Here is a 23,355-nt window from a genome sequence, read left to right as displayed (position 1 = left end):
AGTGTTTGTTTGGGATCCAGTTGATGAATCACCGCCACCTCCTCCACAAGCACTTAGCCCAAAACCCAGCAGCGCGATCACCAGAGACCTTCTCGCTACACCCACGATATTGTTTACCACTATGCAATGCCTCACTTTCAGCAACAGATATTCGAACAAAAAAGAAGCGATTCTAATTGAATCGCCGTGCAGGTCAAACAAAAACTATGCAATTTTTCGCAATATTTTGTTGTGAAAAGTCACCAGGAACCACAACAGCGGCCCTTTCTATAATAGATACAAGGGGGTGCGTATAACATACAATCGGCTGGCCTGTGCTCAACCCGCGAAGGCTTTATGTAGTACTATTTGTGCAATGCTCTTAGGCATACCCGGTTACAAACGCTCTGCTTTAGACCACCCTCTAACGGGAAGCTTCGAATTACACACCTCAATCGAACGTCTGACCAAGCCGGCTGCTGGCTTTTCAATACACACAAAAGACACAAACGCAATCGCCGTGCTCAATACAAATGAAACGATAAGTTTAATTTCAACAGCCCAGTCAAATTGATGTATAAAAGTGATCACTGGCATGTGTAACAAGTACAGGGAATAAGAGATTTTGCCGAAGAAGTCCCCAACCTTGTTGGCCAGCAGGATATTGTTGTCGGGAACCAGAAAAACCACACAAAAGAACACACTACTCATAACCAGCAGCACCTCATAGCTGAGCCACATGCGGTTTTTGGCATCCGATGTAATGGGCGACAATTCAGGATACATCAGGGGTATTAAACACAATACAAATACAAACCGGTGTTTTTTCAGATACGCGGGGATGGTCAGGGTTCTGTAGTGTAACCCGAATATCACGCCAATAAAGAAATAAGGCAGACTGCGCAGCACAGTGAACTGGTTATACGGCACACCGTAAATGTCGCCATAGATACGAGGGAAGTTTGTAAAAAATAGCAGCAACAGACACCCGGCAATCAGCAGGTAAATATAACCACGCCGATTCGCGGCGAGCGCCCACAGCAGCACAAACACAAGATAAAACTGAACTTCGGGTGGAATAGACCAGAGCACGCTGTCGCCGTAAAGGAACAAAAGGTGCCCCAGCAAAGCCTGATGGTCGGGAATATGATAGAGCAGATCGCTGCCCACCTTTGTCAGCGCAAACGACGCGAAGACCACCAGCACATAGAGCGGCACAACACGAGCAAAGCGCGCCACCAGGTAGTGCTTTACACTGCGTGAAGCAAAGTCCTTATCCAGATAAAGATAAGACATCAAAAAGCCGCTCAGCAGGAAAAACAGCATCACGCCATATGCACCTGCCCCGCCTCCCAGTGCGCCATCCAGCCAATGTGTGATATCACTGAAATGCGTTAAAAAGACGATGAGGGCGGCCAGGCCTCTCAGCGTATTGAGTTTTCTGATCTCCATGATGAGGTCCTGTTATTATTGTTATTGTCCTCAAAGGGCACTTTATACCCAATTGAGGCATTGTATTGGATCTACAGGATTAAACAACACAGACACTTTATACACAAATGCGCACCAGTAAGTTGCATAAACTAGCCGGGCAAATTTATCAATATCACAGTTGTGAAGGTCCGGCCTCAGCCCTTTGACCTCGCTCACTTTTTATTCATCCCAGGATAGCTCAGAGCCAGAGAAATACACAAATAAGGTACAAACTCAAAGAAAAGTGCAGACAAATTAGTATAAAAGAACTAGAATAGGCGAATTTTTGACAAGGCAGCTGCACTTTAACACCTGTGCAGGCCTAACTCGTGGAGAACTTAATGAAGAAAAAGCTGTTCGCAAGCGCACTGGTTGCTTGTGCATTTTCGGTCAGTGCATCATCTGAGCACGACCTGGATAAAGGCTATGCCGCACTGGTTTTTGATGACTTTTATTCAACATCAGGAAATGCACTGGGTGCTGTGTTCGCAGGCGATGACGTCAGCCTCAATGGTTATTCTATTGGGTATGGCCATCAAAGTGCACTGAACGCCCATTACCTGGTTGCCGGCGGAGATATTCAGTACATCAATGGCAGACAGTATGTCGGTAATATCATTGCCGGTGGTCAGACTGAGCAAATCAGTGAAGCGGTACGTTTAGGTCTGGAAACCGGTGCTCAGGTCATTGCCAACGCTCCAGCCCTGCCTGTAGATTTTGCAGATGCTCAGTCTGATATGCTGGCACTTTCAACGAGCCTGGCAGCACTACCACAAACAGGCGAAACCCTTAAACAGTGGGGTGGCCTTTATCTGACAGGCGACAACACCAGTGAACTGCAGGTATTTAACTTGTCTGGTCAGGACGTGCAGTCCAGCCACACATTCGATGTATCGGGTATTCCAGACAATGCCACCATCGTATTCAATATCTCGGGCAATGGAGATAATTTTGCGCCGCTGAACAACAAAAGCTACGCAACATTAAGTGCGCACAGACAACGCACCATTTTTAATTTCCCGGATGCAACAACGCTAAACCTGGCAGGCCTGCAAACTGAAGGCGTGATCTTAGCACCTAAAGCGGATATCACAGCGCCTCACGGTACGGCAACTATGCCGGTCGTAGCAAACAGCTTCACAGGCTCGATGGAACTACGTGGCGGAACGTTTATTGGTCAGCTTCCTAATGACAACGTTGTCTGCGAAGGCGGATTGTATGCCATCAACTATTACGGCGATGCTGAACAAGGTTATGTGCACCAGATTGACCCTCGCTCAGGCAAATCCGACAAAGTGATCAACCTGAACAACACGGCATCCAATATCGCTGCTCATAACGGCAAACTGTATTTTATTGACCAGCAAAGCACTAAAACCCGCGCATCGCACATTTACAGTTATGATCTGGCGACACAAACGCAAACGCTGGAGTCGGTCACTGATGGCTATAAAGTCATTCGTCTGGCCTATGATGTGTCGGGTGACGTATTGAAAGCCACCAGCCGTACTTATGCTTACGACTACGATGTAGCCACAGGCGAAAAACGCGTGCTGGGCAAAATGAAGGCAGCAAACGAAAACTTCAAAAACGGTGACCTTGCTTACTCGGCAGACGGCAACACGCTATATGTACTCACAGGCACCGCCCTGTATAGCGCCGATGCAAACCTGGAGCTGACACTGATCGGCAAACATGGCATTAACTGGGCATCTGGTTTGGCTATTTCACCCGAAGGCACCTTGTATGTGTCGGGCCGTGAACCTAATGCCGATGCCGCAATCTTCACCATTGATCCGCAAACGGCACAAGCGACTAAGCTGTTTCACGTTCCGCACCGCGTGAATGACCTTACCTGGGTTAAGAACTTCTGTCACTAACCCTCAGTAACAGTCAGATTAAAAAGAAGCTGCGCAATGCGGCTTCTTTTTTGCCCCATACTCGCCTCAGTCTAAAGTTGCCCTGCACACCCGCTTTGCCTTACACTCAAGCCATTCGTTGTTTAGAACTACAGGGGACAAAGTGTCGTCGTCCAATAAGAAACAAAGCGGCTTTTTCAGCCAAATGATTTTTAACATTATTATTCCGGTGGTGATCCTGACTAAGTTTTCGGGTGAGCAACATCTGGGCCCGGCACTCGGCGTTGTCGTTGCACTGGCTTTTCCGCTCGGGTTTGGCCTGTGGGAGCGTAAAAACACGGGTAAATTCAGTTTTATCTCGGGTCTTGGAGTTGTCTCGGTACTGCTCACCGGCGGGATCAGCCTGCTGGAGCTGGATGCCAAGTACATCGCGATTAAAGAAGCGCTGATCCCGGGCCTTATCGGCATTGGTATTATCGTCAGCCAGTATACTAAGTACCCTTTGTTGAAGACGCTGATGTTCAACGATACTGTGATGGACATTGAAGGGATTGAAAAAGCCTTAGCAGACAAGGGCAACAGCGATAAGTTAGCCAAAGTGCAGCTGGTCGCCTCTAAGATCCTCGCTAGCGCGTTTTTCTTGTCTTCGGCTCTGAATTATATTCTGGCAAAAATGATTGTGGTCAGCCCCGCGGGCACAGAAGCCTATAATAACGAACTGGGCCGAATGACCGCACTGAGCTATCCGGTGATCATGGTCCCCACCATGATTGTCTTTTTTATCGCGCTCTACTACCTGCTTAACTCATTGAAAAAGCTCACCGGGCTGAAACTTGAAGATCTGTTTCACGACCAGGAGTGAGCGTCGCAATAACTGACAAGCTGTGAGCAATGTGAAGGGATGCTGATTTGGCATCCCTTTTCGTTGGTATTTTTAGAATTTCGATGCTTTGATTACATATCAAACAGGCCGCTTGCCAAGCCAATCAATGCGCCAATGCAAAAGCGTTTATTCCGGCTTTGATAGGTAAAAGTGACTGACAGAATAAACCACCTCAGTATTTTTAGAAATGCCGTAGTTAAGCTTGGTTTTCTCAATCAGCGCCTCTAACTTGGCTGTCACCGCCTTCTTCACACCGGCTAACTCTGTCAGCTTGAGATTGGGGTTTTCAAGTACAGTGTGTATTGCGGGCTCACGCCACTGAATGCGTAAACGATCGATCAACTCTTCATAGCTGTCGGTGTCATAGGGCTTTTTGTCATAAGGTCGGGTCATAAACTCAACCCCTATCACTAAGTTATACAGCCCCTCATCAGCCAGTTTAACCGGCACTACGACACTGCCAGCAGAAGGTGAATTTGAGTATCTAAACCCGGCATAGGTATTAAAGGAGAATAGTATTAACAATAAAATAGTGAATGTTTTCATCAGATTCCCTCTGTGAGACGTTAATGTTATGGCCCGGTTCAATCCGTAGCCCGTAGGTCTGGTTTTGCTTGAACAGTTTTCTAAATAAAATGGGTCATTTTAATAATCAACAACACTGCACACGCGCCTAACTATCGCTGAAGCACTTGGCATGTCAGAGTGCATTAACACAAACTATATGACTTTCGACTCTGCTAAGCATGATTTTTACTGGACCTGTAAAGCCCAATCTTGCCAGCAAATGGCGCGCCCGGGAAAGGCCACTTTGTGAAAAGGCCAGTCATCCTCTAGCCAGGCTTGAACACTCTGATACAAAACTTGGTCAAGTGCCTGGCTATCTGTTCTGATCCACAAATAAACCTCGCAGTCGTACTGAGGTGAGCGGCTGGGGTCGATATAAACAGAGCCGAGGCATCTGCTCTGTTGGGGATCAAAAACGCTGTAGGCAAATGCCGCGCGGGTATCAAACTCGTGCCTGTGAACTTTGAGACTTTCAATACTCTCATTCAGGGTCATATCCGCGCGCGGCCAGTCAAAATCAGGACCGAAAATTCCCTGCAAGCTTTGCAGGCTCGACATCACCGCTTCATAGTCCAGCTCCGCCACACGGGTGTCCAGCACGGTGAAGTGAAAATGTTCGGTATCATGACGGACAGGCGGCTGAAATGATTGAGGGATAAACTGCTTATTCATTTATATTTCTTATACTTAATTTAGCAAACTCGCTGGGTGGCTAGCTATAACTCACTTTGCGGTTGTGGCGAGGAAGCACCCTTCCCCGATAAAGGTTGAGCCAAAGAGTTTTCCCAACCAGGAGCCGGAAACCAACTTGGGGGTTTTGTTTTTCACACTTTGCGCTGCCAAAGCATAACTGCACAAGCACAACACCGACAAAGACATAAAACTGAACACCAGCACGGAAAACTGAGCCAGCAGAGGCTCTGATACAACAATAAACTGTGGGAAAAGCGCCGTGGTAAACACGATTGCCTTAGGGTTGGTAAGCGCAACCAGCACCCCCTGGCAATATAAACTGAGCACATTGCCACTGGTACTGGCAGATCCACTCACATCTACCTTCCCAAGCCCATGCCGCCACAACTTTACCCCTAAATAAATCAGGTAGAGTGCGCCCAGCACTTTGATGACAGTAAAGGCCACAGCAGAATGCAGTACGATTGTACTCAAGCCAAGCACAGATAGCCCGGACATGATAAATAAACCAGTGACGTTGCCAAGCACCGTACATAACGACTTTCTAAAACCAAAAGTTAAGCTGTGTACAGATACCAGCAAAGCCGCCGGCCCTGGCGTTGCAGTCGCTAATAACGCGATTGAGCAAAAGGTTATCCAACTTTCTAACTGCACGTATCTCTCCTTATCACTGATAGTCCTGGTACTATTAAATACTAGCTCTGGCTAGGATAGCACTGCATCGACTTCCGTTTCTACTAACCACTGTGGATCAATAAAGCCTTTCACTTCAACGAAGGTACAAGCCGGGCGCTGTCCGGAAAATAACTCTCCATGCGCCTTAGCCGCTTGCTCCCAGGTGGCAATATCCGTGAGCATTATTCTGGTGCGAATGACATCCCTAAGGCTTCCCCCCGCTTCTTCTATGGCTCGAAGTGACAACGTCAGGCAATATTTTGTCTGCTCGTAAACATCTCCGACAAAAACTGTTTTGCCATTGTCTATCGGCGCGGTGCCGGAAACTGCAATATGGTCACCAATACGCGTTGCCCGGGAAAAGCCAATCGGCGCTTCGAGGTGAGAGCCTGAACTAATGAACTTTCGCATCTACTTTCCTTAGAGTTATAGAGAACACATTGTTTAAATCAGTTATAAACACCCAGTTCCTACTATAAGCCACAGCCAGGCATAATGATATTATCCTTCAGCCCAATGACGATATTTAGATTCACGCTTTGCGACGGCAAAAAATATTGAACCCAAAACATCCCTGCACTTGCAAGGTGCCCACATTTTTCATTTGGCAGCGTCTGCTAAGGGAAAGGCCTGAGTGTTAAAGGCCGGCAACGTTTTAAGCACCGGCAATCGTAGCTGACTTGCGTGCGTATTATCATGCCAAAGCGTGACTTTTGCAGCCCTGGCATCTTTCACAGTTTGGTATGCAACTGCGCCGGGCCCGTTATAGTGTTTTTGGTGATACCAGCTACTTGATGAAACAACAAAACGTATCTTACAGCCTTTAGATAGCACCCTGCTCACATAATTGAAGTCGTTCATAGCTAGCCTAAACGGTTGTTCAGAGATAGCAACCGACTGATTTTGCAGACCAGAGCTGTATCTGGCGCGCTTGATTGCAAACGCCAGCAACAGCGGCTTCCTTTGCGGGCATACTTCAAACACTCTGGCGTGGAAATCAGTATCTGGCACATCAATACTGAGCCACAACTCTGCCTGTATCTGTCCAGACAGCACCAGATCTGCTTTAAGCGCGGCGCTGTCAAACGTAAGCTGATCGCCATTGTTCGGGCTTAGCGGTATTTCTGCACTGAGATCAAATTCAAGCGGGGCCAACTCTTTTATCATCGGATCGTAAACATACCGAGAGCGCCTATGTGCCTCTTTGACAAACACATTGGGATTATCCGACAGCGCATTGTGCGCAAAATAAAGTGTGTGCCAGTTTCCCAGGTCCAGCTGCTCACTGGTATACCAGTTGCCCGACTTTTGCATATAGTGACTAATTTTCCCCTGAAGATATATTGGTTTAGGTTTGCCCTTTAGCGTCCAGTTAAACCAGTCGAGATAAACCTGATTCATATCCAATATACTAGGCTCTCCCAGTGCCAAGTCGCCCAGAGTAGCTTTTGGATAACGCGTGCCACTGTGATCCCACGGGCCGATAAGCAGGTAATGCTGATCGAATACCGCCGAATCTCCCCACTTTTGGTGGTGCTTGTAATAACTAAGGGTACCGTACTGATCACCGTCATAATGACCCGTCACAGACAAGATGGGAAACTTGATGGCTTTGTAATCTGCCGCAGCTGGCACAAATTCGCGCCAATAGTCATCATAGCTTGGATGCTGTAACCAGGTTTTATATATCGTTGATTGATTGCCCACCAGCTTTTCCAGATCTGCAAACGCTAACCCCTCATTTTTCTGTTTGAGGTAGAGTGTGTTCCATTGCTCACCGCCATATGCAGCTCCCTTACCTGCTTTTGAGACCATGTTTAACCAGGACATAGTGTAGTTCGCAAAGATGTTATTTCTGAGAGGGAAATCCTTACCAGGATATACCGGGGCAATCGCAATCATGGACTTCAGCGATGGAGGTGAAAACTTTTGAATTGCCCATTGTGTAAAGCCACGATAAGACCCACCTAAAGTGGCCACCTGTCCATTACTAAACGGCTGCTTTGCAAGCCACTCGACAATATCGTAGCCGTCTTTTCCATCATCAACAAACGGCGTAAAGTGGCCTTGAGAGGTGCCCCTTCCGCGACTATCAACTGAGACAAATACATAACCATTGTTGCGGAAAAACTGCCCCCGCTTCTTGGCTTCCTCTCGCCCATACGGCGTGATCTGTACCACAACTGGTGATGCCTTAATCGGTATGGCGTTATCAATATTGGGCAAAAATACTGTACCGCTCAATAATGTACCGTCAGACATGGGGATAGTTATGGGTTTCACCAACTCCTTTGCCATAACGTGACCACTGACCACAGTGCAGAGCAACATGGCCAGGTAGCTGTTAATCGTTTTCATATCGCGCTTCCTTGTTTACTATTTGCTAAGCATCAATGCTACGTTATAACACATGATTTGTAACTAAAAACGGAAAGCTCAGACAAAACACAGGCTCTAACGGCTAACACGCGAGGAAAATATGGGGTAAGTAAAAACACAGCTAAGCCTGAGTACGACGATTTTTAAACGCCTCGCTCGCTCTGTTCGTTACACTTCGACCTTGTGAAAATACTTGATGACCGGTGGAGCGCTGAGGAATGCACTCAGTGCTGCCAGTACGCCGTTATCACTGATAAAACGCAAATACGCCTGGTGGCTTTGGGTTGTTAACCACTGCTCGTCTAGCAGCATTTCATTATTGGCTTCGTCGAATAAAACGCTCACGCGCATGTTTCCTTTAAACCCTCTGACATTGGGTAAGTTCTCTTGTAAAAATGGTAACAAGGCTGGGAATTGTTCTGGTTTTACCTGGCAGTTTAAGGTGACTCTGACACTCATGTGTTACTCCTTTGGGATAAAATACCTGCGTTCAGACTATCCAAACAGTCAAAGCCAAACTACTCAAAGGCTGTCAAAAGTAACGATTTCCGGTCATTTATGCGGTTTTATCTGTTTTGGGGTAACGCCATATTTAAGCTTAAAAGCCTTAATAAACGCCGACACATTGTCATACCCCATCGCCATCGCAACTTGTGTCACAGACAGCTCATTGCCTGCCAGAAGGTCTTTTGCTTTAGATAACTTTTTCTCTTGTAACCACTTTTTTGGTGTCATCTGATAGCTTTCTTTAAAGTCTCTGTTAAAGCTTGAAAGGCTTCTTCCGCACAGATGGGCCAAATCGCTTACAGATAAGTGCAGCACATCGAGCGTTTGCAGCATGCGAGCAAGGTTTTGTTTGGCCGGAATGCGTTTCCTGGTCGCCAGCAAGGCGTTAAAAAATGTGCTGCTTGTCGCGCCAGGCAATAAGATGAAGCAGCTCCTGCAGTTTGACGTTGAGGTAGGCGGGCGTGGTTATGTCTGCGCGAATTGAAGCAAAGAAAGCCGCAAATTCGTCGCCACCATCCTGTATGAAAAAGGTTTCATTGCGCTCATCGCAAGCAAAAGGCCCCTTAGCTTTACTTAAGTAATCGTTGACCACATCGTCATCAAAAAACACCAGGTAAGCCCGCAGCGCGTCGGTTTCTTTCACAAAATCAGACTGAAGATTTAATCCCTGAGGAAGAAAGACAGAAGCTCCCGCACTTAACTCGACCGTGCTGTTATTAGTGTTTGTGATCACCTCTTTGCCATATTCGATATATATAAAACAAGGCGTGTTGGTATAAAACTCAATGTTTACCAGGTCCTGCTCAAGGCACTTATAAAAAATAGCTGAATTGCGATGATGGCAAAGCACCGCCACATCTTTCATTGCGAACAGCGCCTGTGGGATCACCAAAACATTTGACTGAGTATGTTCGTATATTGTTTTCATTTTTCTATGGCGCCATCCCTTTGCAGTCCAATCAACGGCTAGTTAGTGTTGTTTACCAAACACAGTATCGAAGCTTTCGCCTGAGTTTAATCTTTCTATGCCCCCATAGAGGGTTTTAGGATCAATACGTTCAAATGCCACCCGCGACGCCTGATATGCCCAGGTATCTTTGGGTGAAAAATCTGACAAGCCCATCACCCGACTCACTTGTGCACGCTCAATATTGATGTTCTCCAGAAGCAAAGGAGCGCGGTAATCAACATAAGTACCAGAGCCTTCGAGCAACCAGGGCTTGATTTTGAAGTTTTTAGTAAAAAAACTGGCTCTGTGAAACACCTCAACATGCGCGGTTTCATGTGCTATCACATCCACATTCATGCCTTTGGGACCAATAAAAACGCACTCTCTCAACAAAGCGCTACGCGCCATTCCAGTGGGATTAAAGCCAGCTTGTTGATATGCGGGGTTTTTAGACACGATATACCTGGGACTGGACTGCATTTTACCAAAAGCCGCCTCCACTCTGTTTTTTGCCTGGTGCACCTGTGCTATCAGGTTTTCTCGCTGCGCATTACTGAGCGACGCATCGACGTAAAGCTCGGCCTGAACGGCTTCAAAGCCGATGAAAGGTGCCATCTCGCAAGCCAGTGCCGCCTTGTTATAAAATAAAACAACTGAAGGGACAGCCACACATAAAATGAGCAAAAAAAGCTTTAATATATTCACCTAACCTCTCAAAGGCGCTCGCCGACTGCAAAAGCACGAATTCAACGGGTATTGCACGCCGACTTGTTGAGCTTTTTACCATCTAAAATCGAGAAAAGAGCAAAATACCCAGTACGAATGCCATAAATAAAACCAAGAAAATGATATGGTGCCCATTCCCGGTCGCACTCTCCTTGTAGTGACTTATCATTTTTTCGACATTGTCATTCGAAAACTTGTGTTCACAACGATAGCACTCTAAATCGCCTTTCTTAATATATGCACCGCAATTTACACATTTATATTTGTAGCTGGGGCTATTCAATGCAAAAAAGAAAAACTGGGATCTCGCTTTTTCATAGTACCCTGACTATAAAGCTAACTCGGTAAAGTAAAACCAGTCGCCAGGGTTTTCAAGCTAACAACACCTTAAGCAGAGGTATCATCGTTGCTGGCATTCTGTTGGCTTAACTTGCTGGCTTTATCCTGCTCGATAAATGATTTACGTTTGAACCAGAAAACCATCGCTCCCAAAGGAAAGCCCACTGAGAGTATCCAGGGCGCATATTCACCAGAGGCCACGACCCCAGCACCCAAAAGCTGATACTCAGCAATTTTAAAGCCTAAAGCACCTGTGCTCCAATTTATGCTCATGGTGCCAATACCGCCCAGGACGAACAAAACCCATAACCACTTTCTTTTATGTATAGGCGTTTTAATACAATAAAAAACTGAAACGATAATAAATACAGGCACAATGCATGCGGCCAACAAAACCAAGTAATGTAGCGCTGATTTACCTGTCAGTTCAAACTTGTTGAGCTCTTTCTGAGATGCTTTGGTTCTATATACGTTAAAACCAATGACGGTCATTTTATCAGCTTTACGCTGCAAAGCTGCGTTGGCGACTGCCCAGCCAGACTCAAATTGATATTCGAAAGTAAAGTTTCCTTGCCATACTTCATTATAAGTATGTACTTGTGATCCAATTAACACCGTTGAAAGCAACTGTCCCGAAGGAAAGTAGGCAGCTATCTCGTCAAGCTTCTCTTCAGATACCTGGCTTGATAACTCAGGGTCAATATGACTAAAGACATATTCGTAGTTTCTTTCCCTAACTTCAGAGAGGTAGCCTTTGGCAAATTCCATCTCTTCTTTTGGCACAAAAACACTCTCAGACAAATCGGCACGGGCCATCATTGCCGCCAAGCCAATAAGCAGACCAAATATAACTCTCAGATTATTCATACTTTTCCTGTGAGGCAAACACCTGTACCTCAGATGTTGTCGATATTCATATTTAAGTCAATATGGTGGGCACACACTATGCTGTTTGAGCCATCAGTCTCGCCGCCAACCCACCATATAATAAGACCATGTGAAAAATCGACATTTTACACTAATCACTCAAAAAAGCTGCCCTGCAGGCATCACAGTTATGGTCAACTACTCCAATTGGTGTGATATTTGGTCGGTTACACCTTGTCGGCGAAGTAAGCCATGATCTCGTCCGTGGTCATTTCCTTAGTCTCGTTGGCAAAACAATAGTAGCCCGGGCGCACATCACTAAAATACTGCATGTCCATTTCCAGCCCCGCCAGGTTTGGAAATAAACCCACCGGCATATTGTAATCACCGGTTTCTGTGAACTTAAAAAACAGATGTGTGCCACATTCAGAACAAAAACCACGTGAAGCCCAGGAAGACGACTCGTACATTTTTACCTTGCCCTCTCCTTCCAGTGTCACGTCAGTCCCACATTTCAGAGCAAAGAAAGGCGCACCACCCCAGGTTCTGCACGACTGACAATGGCAAACCGTAAACTTAGGGTTGATGTTTTTTGCTGTAATTTTAACGCCGCCACACAGGCAACTAGTCTCTGAATAAGACATTGGATAATTCCTTTTTTGTGAAAAGATATGGTGACAGAGCTTGCTTTACTCAGTAGTTGGCTTAAGTATTTTACAATGCACTAGCTCATTTTCTCGTGGTAACCTAACACTCAATTAAGAAGTGAACAACGCCTCCACCCAAACCTAAAACATTGTGCCATAAACACTTAACTTGATTGTTATACGCTAACCAAAGATGCGTACCTTAGCTTCCACTATTTTGTGTGCGATTTTCATGTCATGCTGTAGAGATGCAGATAAACCCATGTTTTGTTCAATAGAAGAAGAAAGATATCGAGCAATTTTTGATGCGTCTCGACCTTCTAACGCTAAACGAAATATTTCAGGCACATAACTATCGTATTCGTCATCCCAATCGTTTTCACCATCGTTAACACCGATCGGGTCCCAGTCATTCCATAATATGGAAGCGATTTCTTTGAACAGTCTTCTTTCTTCAGTTTTCACAGAAATACTCCTTACTTCCACATTGCGTATAACGCTCGATTCTGAGGCATCCCCAGATATTCATATTTGAAATCAATGTTATGAACACTCACGACTTTGTTTTAGCTAATTTATTAAAGACACTTGGCTAGAATTGGCAGCAAATGCTGTTTTACACCCCCGAGATTGTAGCACTTGCTATAAGTAAGCATCGCTCCACTGTGTGATTAAATTCCAACCCACTTCTGACTCAACAACTTTGCCATTCCCATGGTAAGTTTTGTTATAAGTGAAAGTGTTATTCTCCAGTTTAAAGTTACCAACAAAACCTTTGTTCACAGCTGCTAATCGAGTTACAAGCTTATTCTCCAAGTCAAATATCGCTACTCGTGTAATTGGTCCTTTTTGATAATCAGTAGTAAGCCACTCTTCGATTGCTAAATAGCGCCCATTTAGTAACTCACTGCGTGTGAATCCATAAAAAAAATTAGGCACTTTTTTACCAGCAATTATCAGTGTGTAATAAGCTGGGCCAAATTTAATTTCACTCAAAAATTTAAGTTCATACTGCATATTATAATTTACTTATAGCATTTACCGTGTGACCGCAAAAAACCAGTTTACATTTCATCAAAGAGCTTAATTTTTTTGCCCTCTCTGATTAAAGCATTTTTTATTTTTTTCTATAAACACTTATTACTACGTGTTCTGCGTACTTTGCGCCCTTCACTTGAGAGAAAAACAAATGAATTATCATCGATAGTGACGATTTTTTCTGTAACTACTATACCGATGGGAAAAGGGTTTTTACCGTTACTTTCTGTTACTGTGAGCATGAGCTGCCCGTCTTTAATTAACCAACTACCGTTCGTAATTGAGTCGATTGAATTACATTTTCCAGAAGTATATTGAATATATTGTAAAGTTCCATCTTTCCTATATGTGCTAACATGGCCTTCTTGTCCATAATAAGTATCAGCTTTTGACACTGTCCATGATCCAACTAGGCTTTGCGAGAGTTGAAGATCTGTACTTGGTTGAGCAGTAATATCAGCAGATATAGACAACAGAAGCGCTGCTATTCCATATTTAAATTTAAGCACCATCTTAAAGCCCCTAACAACATAATGACAAGAGCGTAAAGCTAAACCGAGAACACAAAAAATCATCGCGTTCAAACATTTACTATAAAGAAAAATAAGCTATTGAATATACCAAGCTTAAAAAGCTCCTGACTTAAACGAGGTGGTCAAGCACGGAAGTGAATACCCTGCACCACCTTGAGTCATTAGCTGGCTAAGTTTCCTAACGCCTTAAGCTTATGATTTCATCTAAAGGGTACATTGCAAGCCACTAAATAATTGCTTGCGTTGTTTGTTGAAACTACGACACAAGAAAGCTTAACCTATTATCTGCTTTTTTCGGATCAATTTCTAAGATTTCAGCCGATACAATATCATGTTTTACAAAGGGATCTGCATTGACGAAAACCTCTAAGTCTTCCTTCGATATATTATGAGCAATGACTGAGCCACCTAAACCAGGTTGAAGTGAGCCTACCAACAGGAAAACGCCATCCTCGAAGCCCTGTTTTATCCAATCATTATGGCTTGCCATATATTCACTAGCTTGCGACTTATTCTCTGAAAACCTAAGTAAAACAATAAACATTGAAAATTCCTTGTAAAAAACACTCGACTTTAGATTAAAAACCAACTTAAGCGATAACTGACTTTTAGCTATAATTTGTAACGAAGCGGAACCGAGCCAACTATTACGGTTAAGACTTTAAGACCTTGCTTGCATTAAATTGATATAACAACAACCACAAGGAAACAAATTGAGTAAGCTTCATTGAGGTTAATACCCCTAATTTTAAATAAATCACGAATCAACCGATTCCAAACTTCTTTAAATATAAAAGAGGCTGTTATAGCTACAACCATAAACAAAAGTAAAAGAAAGATAATTCTATATTCAGCTTGGAAAAACATTATTCCAAGTAAAGTTCTGTCTTCATAAGTACCTGAAAAATCCATAGTAAAAAATTCAAATACAAACATAACGAACAACAATGTACCCGTTGCCAATAGGTTGAAGCTGGTTGAGATTTCTTTTTTCATACACTTAATTTCCTTTTAACACTAAAATCCTAATAAGAGGCTAAAAATCAGCTGGTTATACTTTAGCGAGGCAAGAGCAAAAAACCAACTGTTTTTGTCCCACCACTTTACTGGCTTGGTATGTGAGTCTACAGCGAACGCGCTCTTTGCCAAAAATTGTCAATGCCAGAGTCCTTGACCCAATGCTCAAACTCATCACGGTAACTTTCCCATGGCTCGTCTAAAACTTCACGCTCATCAGTAAGAGAATAAGCCATGCCTTCCATAAACCATTGAGGCGTGTCAAACCAGACTTCCAAATTGCCAAGTTTTTCATGCTGCAAGTGGTGAACAAACTCGTGAGCGAGAAAACTCGATTCCCAACCCCTGGGGCCAACCACAACGCCAAATGTACTGACCGTTACAGCTCTCATATCGTTAAGACCGAAAGAGTTAAAACAGGATTTGCTGGAACAAAAAATAACGCTGGGATTTGTTTCAAACGGAGCCACATGTTTTTCAATGAAAACATGCGCTGAAGCATAAAGCTCCGATGCAGTATCAAGCTGAGAAATATCATCTATGCAGATAGTGGCGCTGACGCAGTCCAACCCATTGAGCTCAGGAGCCAATATACGGATCGGTTTGTAACCAAACCAAAGAGCCAATGGGCTTAAGACTATAATAAGAAGTAGCAATCTCAATTTCATATCAATCCATTTATATAATGCTTACCGTAAACGGCACAAAATTGCAGGTTAAAATTGGCAACGAAGGTGAGCAAGCTAAGTGTTTTTCGTCCTCGGGTGAAGCACTTGTTATACTGATTTTCAAAGTCCTTTTTGCCAGCGTTGCGGATATAAACTCTTAAACGCTATGTCTTTAAGCTCTGACTTCGTTATATAGCCTTTATTGTATTTATTTCGATAATAGAGTAATGCTGTAAGTGCACAAAATACGTAAAGGCAAACTAGCAATGTGATGAAGTAACTCACAAAAAGTACAACTATAACCGATTGCTCATATTGCCTCATCGGTACATCATTTTCTATGCCAAAATACGAGTTAATGACAAACATCAGATAGAATGCAAGACTGCCACCAAGCAAACAACCAACACCCCCTACTTTTGTAGATTCAGCATAAAAGTGTGGTTTTAGGTTTAACTGACTTCTAATACCCCGAATTAAAATACCAATTCCCCCAATCTTTACAACGCGGCACTCAGCCCGCAGACAATAATGGCGCTGGTTTTGCGGTGCGCAAAACGAGTGACAAGTTTGGCTGTCAGTTGCAGCGCTTTGTTAGCACTGTTATTTACACGGTATTGCAAAATCAACATGGTAGTGCTCATCATGCCTGACCCATGACCTTTTTTTAGAAAACTGGATGTTTTCCTTCAAATACTGTGCACATTTTGTTTTGTATAAATTTGGCTGTAATTTCGGGTCGAAAATCACTCGCCATAAATCATGTCCATGTTCCTTGGCTTGCTTGTGCAATGCTACAACATGCGCAGCAATCGCTTCGTAATCTATGTACATGCCATCATAATGGCCATTCGCATCTAACTCGATGTTGTAACCCAACTTATTTAAGACGTTTGTGGGCAAATGAACAGATTTTCCATTCATATCCTTTACTGGAGTCATGAAATCAACTGACAGCCCGTTTCTATGGGTTTTATGAGGCTTGAATTGGCCTCCATCCTTGAATCCTGTTTCCGCATATTTATAGACCTTTGTTGGCTGCTCAATCTCTAAGTCTTTATATGCTGATACGACAATATCTCTCACTTCAGAATGAACATAGGTGCGGCCAGCCAATCTCGCCATTGTGCTGTAGCCTACATAGTTTTTTCCTTCGGATGGAAGTTTCACTCCATTAGTAAGACTGCCATTAGAAGTCGTCCCAAAGCATGTACTGGTTTCAGCCAAAGCTATAAACGGAATCAAAAATGTAATAATTAGAAGATACTTCATACTTAATATGGGTGCTAATGCCCCGTTCAGGGGATTTTAATAGTTGGCTAAAATAACGAACGCAGTGAGGGAAGCCAACAGTTAAAAGTCCCTGCCAGCAACGGCTTGTTATGTACCATTTGGTTTATCTATGCTGTGCTCCGTTGGTTGAGGCGTAATTGTCATTACTTTCACACCAATAGGTGATTCAAACCGATGCCATACACCTTTAGGGATAACCAGCATTTGACCAGATGATAATTCGTTGCGTTGTTCTTTTCCTCCACTCAAAAGAATCAATGTCGTTTCACCGCCCAAAACCTGAACGAATTCGTCACCATTTACATGCCTTTCCCATTCACTATAACCAGAATAGTGAGCCACGTATATTCCGCCATCTCTATATTCAGATAACAGTGCAAATGCATTTTTGGCTTCTTCATCTGTAGTTTCAGGTGTTCTATTTTTCAAGAACTCCACTCTGGTGAATTCGCTTTCAATGGTAATCGCAACAGATTTCGACACTTACTGGCTCCCTTTAGGTACATAACGCCCTGTTAAGGTGTGAGCAACGCAATACCGAAGCTCCCGCATACCACCTTAAACACAAAACGCAACGCATAGCAAAAATGCCAAGCGTTGCGAATCACTCTTAAACAGATTGTTAAGTGCCAACTTTCAAATGATTTCTATCAGGTAAGGGTGGCACTTGTTTAGAAAAATTTTCGCGCTGTTTCTCTACTTCTTTCTGTAATTTGACGAAGTCCATATACGAAGCAAGTTTTTCGCAAGAATCAAAAAAAGACATAATAGAGTACTGATTACATAGTCTTTCATGCTTCAAACAAGTCCCTCGTATAAATTCCTTACTTTTAGGGTTACCATAGTCAAGATCCTTATCAATTACATCTTTATAGTAAAGATTATATCTAAGTCTTTGAGCTGACTGAATTCTATAGTAGTCCTTTAATATCCCCAGTAGAGTCGATTCGTCTAGGTTACACTTATTTTCGCCTATCATATGTTCAACCATTCTTTCAAACTGCTCAGAAAATAACATCAAGTCACGAGAACTTGTAAACTTCAAAGAACCTGCAATAAAACTCTTTAAATTAAAGTTATGATGTTCTTCAAATACCGATTCAAGTGCATCTTGATTGAATATGGTTAAATAAGTCTCGCCTAGACTTAGTTTGTAAAAATACTCAAAATGATTAATTTTACAGGCAACCTCTTGTTGGGTTAAATGTACATTAATTAAAGAAAAGTCAAACATTCCATCTTCTTTAACAACATCCTCTACATCCAAATCCAACTTATCAAATGTTGCACAATTTATGTCAACAAATAACTCTCGTTTACAAGGAGATTCTGATAGATTATTGAGAAACGATGAGACTAAAGACTTATCATGGTGGGAAAGTACAACTTCAACCATTGTATTTAAAATTCGTTTTTTGTTCCAACTATCCAAGCTCCCTGTATGGGTAACCATGTTTTTTAACAAAAACTCCAATACATATTTAATGTGATTAGTTCTATGCAATAAGTCATAGTAAGAAACAACATTAATACCATCAATAATGTTTTGTGGCATGTGAAATGAATTGAATTTTTCCTTAGAAAAAATTACGTCAAAGAAGTGATTATCATAAATATATTTAGGTGTAAGGTGGTTGTCTTTTACAATTAACAAGTCTAGTAAGTAGTTCTTAGTCATTTCTATGACTTCGTCATCTGAATTTCCAGCGAAATCTAGTAGTAGTCGATTTTTACGAATAGTCCAACTGTCAATATCCTCATTTCCAACAAACTCTCTATCCCGTATAAACTTCGGTGTATAATAAGGTAAATTGCTTAGCACAATATCCTCACCTAACAAAGATGTTTCAGGTGGCATCTTTAATCTATGTTTTGAGTCAAAGTACAACGTAGATTCTGAGATGATATGCCCAATACTGTCAAAGTGCGAATAAGGCTTTCCATTGTTTCCTGTACATGGTTGTGTCCATGATGGGAAAATAGAATTAATTTCACCATTTCGGTGCAAAATACATATTCGCATTGTTTTCAAAGGGTCATCATTCAGGGCATAACCAACTATTTCACCGTCACGAGTGCTCTCAACATCAATATTTTGTAAAGCTTGCGTTGTGACGTCAATCAATTCATTTTGTCCCCACCCCTCAGGAAACAACGTTTTCCACAAATAACCAGATTTGTAATTTTCATCAGGAAAATTTGTCAATTTAGCAGCTTTGCTTTGAAAGATGTCCTTAGGGAGCCTTAAGTTAATCACACCATTTTGAAGTTCACGAGCATAGTACCAATACTTATATTTATTTGAGTCATAAAACATAAGATGTTCTATATCATCACGGGAGCTTTTAAGATCAAGAAAGCCTTTTACTGTATGCATACCGCCTTTAAGTATCTTTTCTTTCTCGCCAGTTCTTTTACCATTTTTCGTCTCTAAACGCTCAGAAACATCTCCTAGCAAGACATGTTGTAATGCTGATTGAGACAACGTCAATTTAAGGGTCTCGTTCACGTTAAATTCTATTTCATTCACTTTACTTACTCTATGCCCACCATAAATTTGGAACCACCGCACGCCTTGGCACTTAACGCTAAGCTAAGAGGCGGAAAAAGTTTTGGCTACACTGGCGAAGAATGAGCCGAGCCAAACTTTTGGAGTCCTTGCTTTAGCGCCTTGTTAGCCGACAAAACTTTACCTAAGTAAAAACACCTGCCGACATGTACCTAATTTATTTTTATGTAAGTACTTTAACTTATTAAAGAAAACCTGCAAACACCTGTGTTTGGATTTTGTACTTTAGTAAGCTAAACACCAGCCAAATGAAACACCGAGACAAACCAATATTTGAGAAAATTGCACTGGTCGAGCACCCTTAAACCTTGGCGCTGGAATGTCGAGTATGGATTGGCTGCTAACGCCGCATTAAGGTGTGAGCTGCGCTTGGCTATACTTGAGCGAAGCGAAACTGCCAAGCGTTGCGAATCACTCTTAAATGCTTTGTTAGGTGAATTTAGTTTTTAAGGTAGTATTCTTTTTCAGCCGCAATAAGTAACTCTTTCAAAATACTAACATGCCATACCTTCCCCAAGTCAGACTCAGGGTTTATACGACCAGAGTAAATCCCTAAAAACTCCCAAGCTATTTGCGGAGAAACTCTCGTTGTAATTTTATCCCCATTTACAACTCTATAATTCGATACTCTATATGCAATAACCGGTGAACCTGATTGCCCTTGCCGTGAGCGACAGTCAATTAGAAATTCAGGCTTATCCTCTGTGACCAAACTTAGCTCTTGAGCGAGAAAACCGGTGGACCAAACAGGAAGCTTTCCTGAAGTAGACAAACCAAAAGGAAAACCAATAACGCTTACAGTTTCAGCAGGGTTTATAACCATACCAACGCGATCAGTATCAAGGTCAATATAGTATGGCAAACACAAGACATCACTACCCCATTTTACATTAAGTGCAACTACATCAGCAGAGGCTCCAAACGTAGGATGCTCAATCCAAAAAGGACTATCATCATCACGATACAATGGTAGTTTGACCTTTATCCACTCCCCAATTTGAGAACCAGAGCGATGAAAGTGGACAACAATATTATCAGGAATGCCAAGAGTTTTACTTAGACACTGCCCGGTTTCTTGGTGACGACCTGTTACATTATGTCTATTCGTGATTAATGCGCAACGAGATTCCTTGTTAACTGCAGCCAAGATTGCAGTGCCCGTACTTAACAACTGTTCTCCAAAATACATCTCAATAAAAAGTGACTTCAAAGAAGGAAGTTCAATATTTAAAGGATAAGTACTCAAAATTTTTCTCCTGATTGAACGGGGACACCATTCACCTAACGCTTTAGTATTCATGCGTACGCAGTACGCATAATCGTTTGTTGAACTGGGCCGCTACCTGCACGCCGTATCCGGCTGGTGTGGTTTATGCTATGGGCATTTGCTTTTGATGAGTAACTTCTGTTCTGAACCGTTTGTGACTTAAACCGTTACAACCTGACTCATTCCCTGCCTGAACAACGTTATTTATGCGTGTTATTAGACCCACTTTTTTCCTATTTGGCAAGGTGTTGTGATTTCGACACAGCACGGCTCTCTCCCCCTTACATGCTGCATTGGCAGAGTCGCTTCACCGCTATATTCATTTATCAGGCAACCACGTCGGGTCGCTATCTCGTTCGCTCTGCTTCTCCTTCTCGCCAGTTATCTTCGCGCCCTTTGCACCTCTCAACCATCAACACCGACATCAAGTACACTCGCCCGGTTTGGCAACACTTGCACGGCCAGCTTGGTGGACTTGTACAAAGCGCTTCTTTACCCTCGGTTGGCAACCTCCTTGCCTCGCTGCCACATTGCGTACGTATTATCACGAGTTTCTTAACTCTGCACGCGTTTGCCAGGAATCCATAGTGCCGTATTCTCATAAACCCGCTTGGCAACACATGAGATAGATAACGCTGAATAAACACGGCATGACTCAACTCCATGAGCCGTTGCTTATTTTCATTTGATGAATCCCGGTAGGTAAAAAGCACCACCTTATTGCTGTTATTAACCAGGCGAGATTCATGCAACATACCTTTGCGTGTATAGCGAGCCAGGTACTTAATCAGTTGTTCACTGTATTTCAGGCACGCTTTACTATACACACACCAAGTTTTAGGGATACCAAGCTCACTGTAGGCTAACCCTTTTTCATTCAACGCACTGAGCATCTTGCCTCTGAACACCGCAGACAATGCCTTGACCGGATACAGATAGCCCTTGCTTATCCCCTGCCACTTTTCACCTTTCAGGCTGCCCGCCGGGATGAGGCAATGTAAGTGAATATGCTGCACCAGTGTTTGCCCCCAGGTATGCAGAACCGCTGTCATGCCCAACTGGCCATGCTGTTTTCTTTGAGCAAATGCGCTGAGCGTTTCCCATGCAGCCCTGAACAAGCTGTTATACACATCCGCTGGGCGATACCGTGCCAGCCCATTTAGTTCGTGAGGTAAGGTGAACACCACATGGAAATAATTGCAGGGTAACAAGTTTCCCTGCTGCTTTTCTGCCCATATCTTCGTTGCCAACCCCTGGCAACGTGGGCAATGTCTGTCACGACAGCTGCACCCTATTTCCTGTATCTGTTCACAGGTATCGCAGGCCCAGCGCTGATAACCCAGCTTACCGGTTCTGCACGCCATCAGATGTTCGCATACCCGCTTTTGCTGATAGCTCAATGAATGCGTTTGCATGTAGTCCGCCAGACTTTCGTTTAAAATGTCTGCCAAATGCACCCCGCTCATTTCATTAACCCCGGAGCCAGTAAGTCAACACCACCATGGCCCAGCTCTGGCAACCAATGCAAATATCCCTCTGTTGTTCTGATATCCTGATGCCCCAGCTGATGCTGTAACTGATGCAGTGGCATACCTGCCTCAAGCTGATGCGTTGCAAACGCATGACGAAGGGCATGCGGATGCCCCGCTTTACTCACTCCGCACCGCTTTGCCAACGCGCGCAGTGGTTTGCGAAATGTAGATGCTGATATTGGTCGCTGTGGGTAATAAGGCGCGTAAAACAGCCAGTCCGTCGGCCGGTATGCAAGCCAATAGGCTCGCAACTGCGCTAACACGCTCGGGGGGAGTACCACATAGCGAGCGCGCTTCCCTTTCCCATGCTCGATGTATAAAGTGTTGCGTTCACTGTCTATATCCGCAACTTTTAGCTGCAAGGCTTCACTTATTCGCAAACCACATCCGTAGCACAGCATGATAAGCGTTTTAACTCGCACATGGTCGCAAGCTGCGATCAGCGCTTGGATCTCACTTCTGCTTATATACGCAGGCGCTTTAAATGCTGCCTTTGGCAATGCCACATCCAGTTTCAGTGGGCGCTTAAGAATGTGCTTATACAGAAATGCCAGGCTGTTGATTATCAGACTTTGGCTGGAGCGGGACAATCGTCGAGTTGAAGGGTCTTTAAAGAACTGGTTAAGCTCATCGGCAGATACTGTATCCAGGGGCTTGTTGAGGAAACGGCTGACTTTTTGAAGCGCATCACAGTAGGACTTTTCAGTCTTGCTGGAGTAGCCTCGATAGGCAATTTCCAATCGGACTTGTTCAATTAAGGTATTCATCACTCACCTCGGTTCATCGTCTGGGATTATTCCCAAGGTAAGTGTGACTCAGATGGTGTGGTCCGCTATCTCCGCGTAGCGGCTTAGTTCAACAGCTTATTAGCGTGAATACCGGTTAGATCCAGTTC

Annotated in this window: 26 protein-coding genes; 2 read left to right on the top strand and 24 right to left on the bottom strand. The window is 43.6% G+C overall.

Annotation, left to right across the window (positions count from 1 at the left end; all coding sequences use genetic code 11):
• Window positions 1-375: 375 nt before the first annotated feature.
• Complete coding sequence (locus TW77_RS16165; RefSeq protein ID WP_046006015.1) at window positions 376-1,431, bottom strand: acyltransferase family protein; 1,056 nt, start codon at window positions 1,429-1,431, stop codon at window positions 376-378.
• Window positions 1,432-1,793: 362 nt separating this feature from the next.
• Between TW77_RS16165 and TW77_RS16160 the strand changes: the two genes are divergently transcribed.
• Window positions 1,794-3,332, top strand: coding sequence for a choice-of-anchor A family protein (locus tag TW77_RS16160; protein WP_046006014.1), 1,539 nt, complete (start codon window positions 1,794-1,796; stop codon window positions 3,330-3,332).
• A 184-nt stretch (window positions 3,333-3,516) separates the two neighbouring features.
• Window positions 3,517-4,173, top strand: coding sequence for a VC0807 family protein (locus tag TW77_RS16155; protein WP_046006041.1), 657 nt, complete (start codon window positions 3,517-3,519; stop codon window positions 4,171-4,173).
• Window positions 4,174-4,320: 147 nt separating this feature from the next.
• Here the strand turns inward: TW77_RS16155 and TW77_RS16150 are convergent, their stop codons facing one another.
• From TW77_RS16150 to TW77_RS16045, 23 genes are all read right to left on the bottom strand, one after another.
• Window positions 4,321-4,740, bottom strand: coding sequence for a hypothetical protein (locus TW77_RS16150; protein WP_046006013.1), 420 nt, complete (start codon window positions 4,738-4,740; stop codon window positions 4,321-4,323).
• A gap of 207 nt (window positions 4,741-4,947) precedes the next feature.
• Complete coding sequence (locus tag TW77_RS16145) at window positions 4,948-5,433, bottom strand: hypothetical protein (protein ID WP_046006012.1); 486 nt, start codon at window positions 5,431-5,433, stop codon at window positions 4,948-4,950.
• Window positions 5,434-5,484: 51 nt separating this feature from the next.
• On the bottom strand, window positions 5,485-6,108 hold the full coding sequence (locus TW77_RS16140) for a LysE family translocator (RefSeq protein WP_046006011.1): 624 nt from the start codon (window positions 6,106-6,108) through the stop codon (window positions 5,485-5,487).
• A 51-nt stretch (window positions 6,109-6,159) separates the two neighbouring features.
• Window positions 6,160-6,540 (bottom strand): RidA family protein, encoded by a 381-nt coding sequence (locus TW77_RS16135; RefSeq protein WP_046006010.1) that lies wholly within the window; start codon window positions 6,538-6,540, stop codon window positions 6,160-6,162.
• Window positions 6,541-6,729: 189 nt separating this feature from the next.
• Window positions 6,730-8,487 carry a CocE/NonD family hydrolase gene (locus tag TW77_RS16130; RefSeq protein WP_046006009.1) on the bottom strand — a complete coding sequence of 586 codons (1,758 nt, stop codon included), beginning with the start codon at window positions 8,485-8,487 and terminating at the stop codon, window positions 6,730-6,732.
• Between the two features lie 189 nt (window positions 8,488-8,676).
• Window positions 8,677-8,967, bottom strand: a complete 291-nt coding sequence (locus TW77_RS16125; protein WP_046006008.1) for a putative quinol monooxygenase — start codon at window positions 8,965-8,967, stop codon at window positions 8,677-8,679.
• Window positions 8,968-9,060: 93 nt separating this feature from the next.
• Window positions 9,061-9,348: a helix-turn-helix domain-containing protein gene (locus tag TW77_RS25665; protein WP_205623880.1), complete on the bottom strand. Its 288-nt coding sequence runs from the start codon at window positions 9,346-9,348 to the stop codon at window positions 9,061-9,063.
• Window positions 9,349-9,400: 52 nt separating this feature from the next.
• Window positions 9,401-9,943: a hypothetical protein gene (locus TW77_RS25660; RefSeq protein WP_205623879.1), complete on the bottom strand. Its 543-nt coding sequence runs from the start codon at window positions 9,941-9,943 to the stop codon at window positions 9,401-9,403.
• Window positions 9,944-9,985: 42 nt separating this feature from the next.
• Window positions 9,986-10,579 carry a hypothetical protein gene (locus TW77_RS16115; RefSeq protein ID WP_156158689.1) on the bottom strand — a complete coding sequence of 198 codons (594 nt, stop codon included), beginning with the start codon at window positions 10,577-10,579 and terminating at the stop codon, window positions 9,986-9,988.
• Window positions 10,580-11,077: 498 nt separating this feature from the next.
• Window positions 11,078-11,896, bottom strand: a complete 819-nt coding sequence (locus TW77_RS24385; RefSeq protein WP_052713228.1) for a hypothetical protein — start codon at window positions 11,894-11,896, stop codon at window positions 11,078-11,080.
• Window positions 11,897-12,123: 227 nt separating this feature from the next.
• Complete coding sequence (locus TW77_RS16105) at window positions 12,124-12,540, bottom strand: GFA family protein (protein WP_046006006.1); 417 nt, start codon at window positions 12,538-12,540, stop codon at window positions 12,124-12,126.
• Between the two features lie 186 nt (window positions 12,541-12,726).
• A complete protein-coding gene (locus TW77_RS16100; RefSeq protein ID WP_046006005.1) occupies window positions 12,727-13,008 on the bottom strand; it encodes a hypothetical protein in 282 nt (93 codons plus the stop codon).
• Between the two features lie 177 nt (window positions 13,009-13,185).
• Complete coding sequence (locus TW77_RS16095; RefSeq protein WP_046006004.1) at window positions 13,186-13,560, bottom strand: hypothetical protein; 375 nt, start codon at window positions 13,558-13,560, stop codon at window positions 13,186-13,188.
• 110 nt (window positions 13,561-13,670) lie between these two features.
• Window positions 13,671-14,165, bottom strand: coding sequence for a hypothetical protein (locus TW77_RS16090; RefSeq protein WP_162197964.1), 495 nt, complete (start codon window positions 14,163-14,165; stop codon window positions 13,671-13,673).
• Between the two features lie 205 nt (window positions 14,166-14,370).
• Entirely contained in the window at window positions 14,371-14,658 is a 288-nt protein-coding gene (locus tag TW77_RS16085; protein WP_046006002.1) for a YciI family protein, read from the bottom strand.
• Window positions 14,659-14,792: 134 nt separating this feature from the next.
• Window positions 14,793-15,110: a hypothetical protein gene (locus TW77_RS16080; RefSeq protein ID WP_046006001.1), complete on the bottom strand. Its 318-nt coding sequence runs from the start codon at window positions 15,108-15,110 to the stop codon at window positions 14,793-14,795.
• 128 nt (window positions 15,111-15,238) lie between these two features.
• Complete coding sequence (locus TW77_RS16075; protein WP_046006000.1) at window positions 15,239-15,799, bottom strand: hypothetical protein; 561 nt, start codon at window positions 15,797-15,799, stop codon at window positions 15,239-15,241.
• A gap of 603 nt (window positions 15,800-16,402) precedes the next feature.
• Window positions 16,403-17,071: a penicillin-insensitive murein endopeptidase gene (locus TW77_RS16070; protein ID WP_046005999.1), complete on the bottom strand. Its 669-nt coding sequence runs from the start codon at window positions 17,069-17,071 to the stop codon at window positions 16,403-16,405.
• A gap of 108 nt (window positions 17,072-17,179) precedes the next feature.
• On the bottom strand, window positions 17,180-17,575 hold the full coding sequence (locus TW77_RS16065; protein ID WP_045988808.1) for a cupin domain-containing protein: 396 nt from the start codon (window positions 17,573-17,575) through the stop codon (window positions 17,180-17,182).
• Window positions 17,576-17,714: 139 nt separating this feature from the next.
• Window positions 17,715-19,622 (bottom strand): hypothetical protein, encoded by a 1,908-nt coding sequence (locus TW77_RS16060; protein ID WP_046005998.1) that lies wholly within the window; start codon window positions 19,620-19,622, stop codon window positions 17,715-17,717.
• Window positions 19,623-20,100: 478 nt separating this feature from the next.
• A complete protein-coding gene (locus tag TW77_RS16055; protein ID WP_205623878.1) occupies window positions 20,101-20,907 on the bottom strand; it encodes a hypothetical protein in 807 nt (268 codons plus the stop codon).
• 368 nt (window positions 20,908-21,275) lie between these two features.
• Window positions 21,276-22,394: an IS91 family transposase gene (locus TW77_RS16050; protein WP_046005996.1), complete on the bottom strand. Its 1,119-nt coding sequence runs from the start codon at window positions 22,392-22,394 to the stop codon at window positions 21,276-21,278.
• Window positions 22,391-23,227, bottom strand: a complete 837-nt coding sequence (locus TW77_RS16045) for a tyrosine-type recombinase/integrase (protein WP_046005995.1) — start codon at window positions 23,225-23,227, stop codon at window positions 22,391-22,393. Before TW77_RS16045 ends, TW77_RS16050 begins: the two co-directional genes overlap by 4 nt.
• Window positions 23,228-23,355: the final 128 nt, after the last annotated feature.

The organism is Pseudoalteromonas rubra (assembly GCF_000967655.1).
GTDB classification, from domain to species: domain Bacteria; phylum Pseudomonadota; class Gammaproteobacteria; order Enterobacterales; family Alteromonadaceae; genus Pseudoalteromonas; species Pseudoalteromonas rubra_A.
The sequence above is the reverse complement of the archived record's forward strand: the minus strand, read 5'-3'. Positions and strand labels throughout refer to the sequence as shown.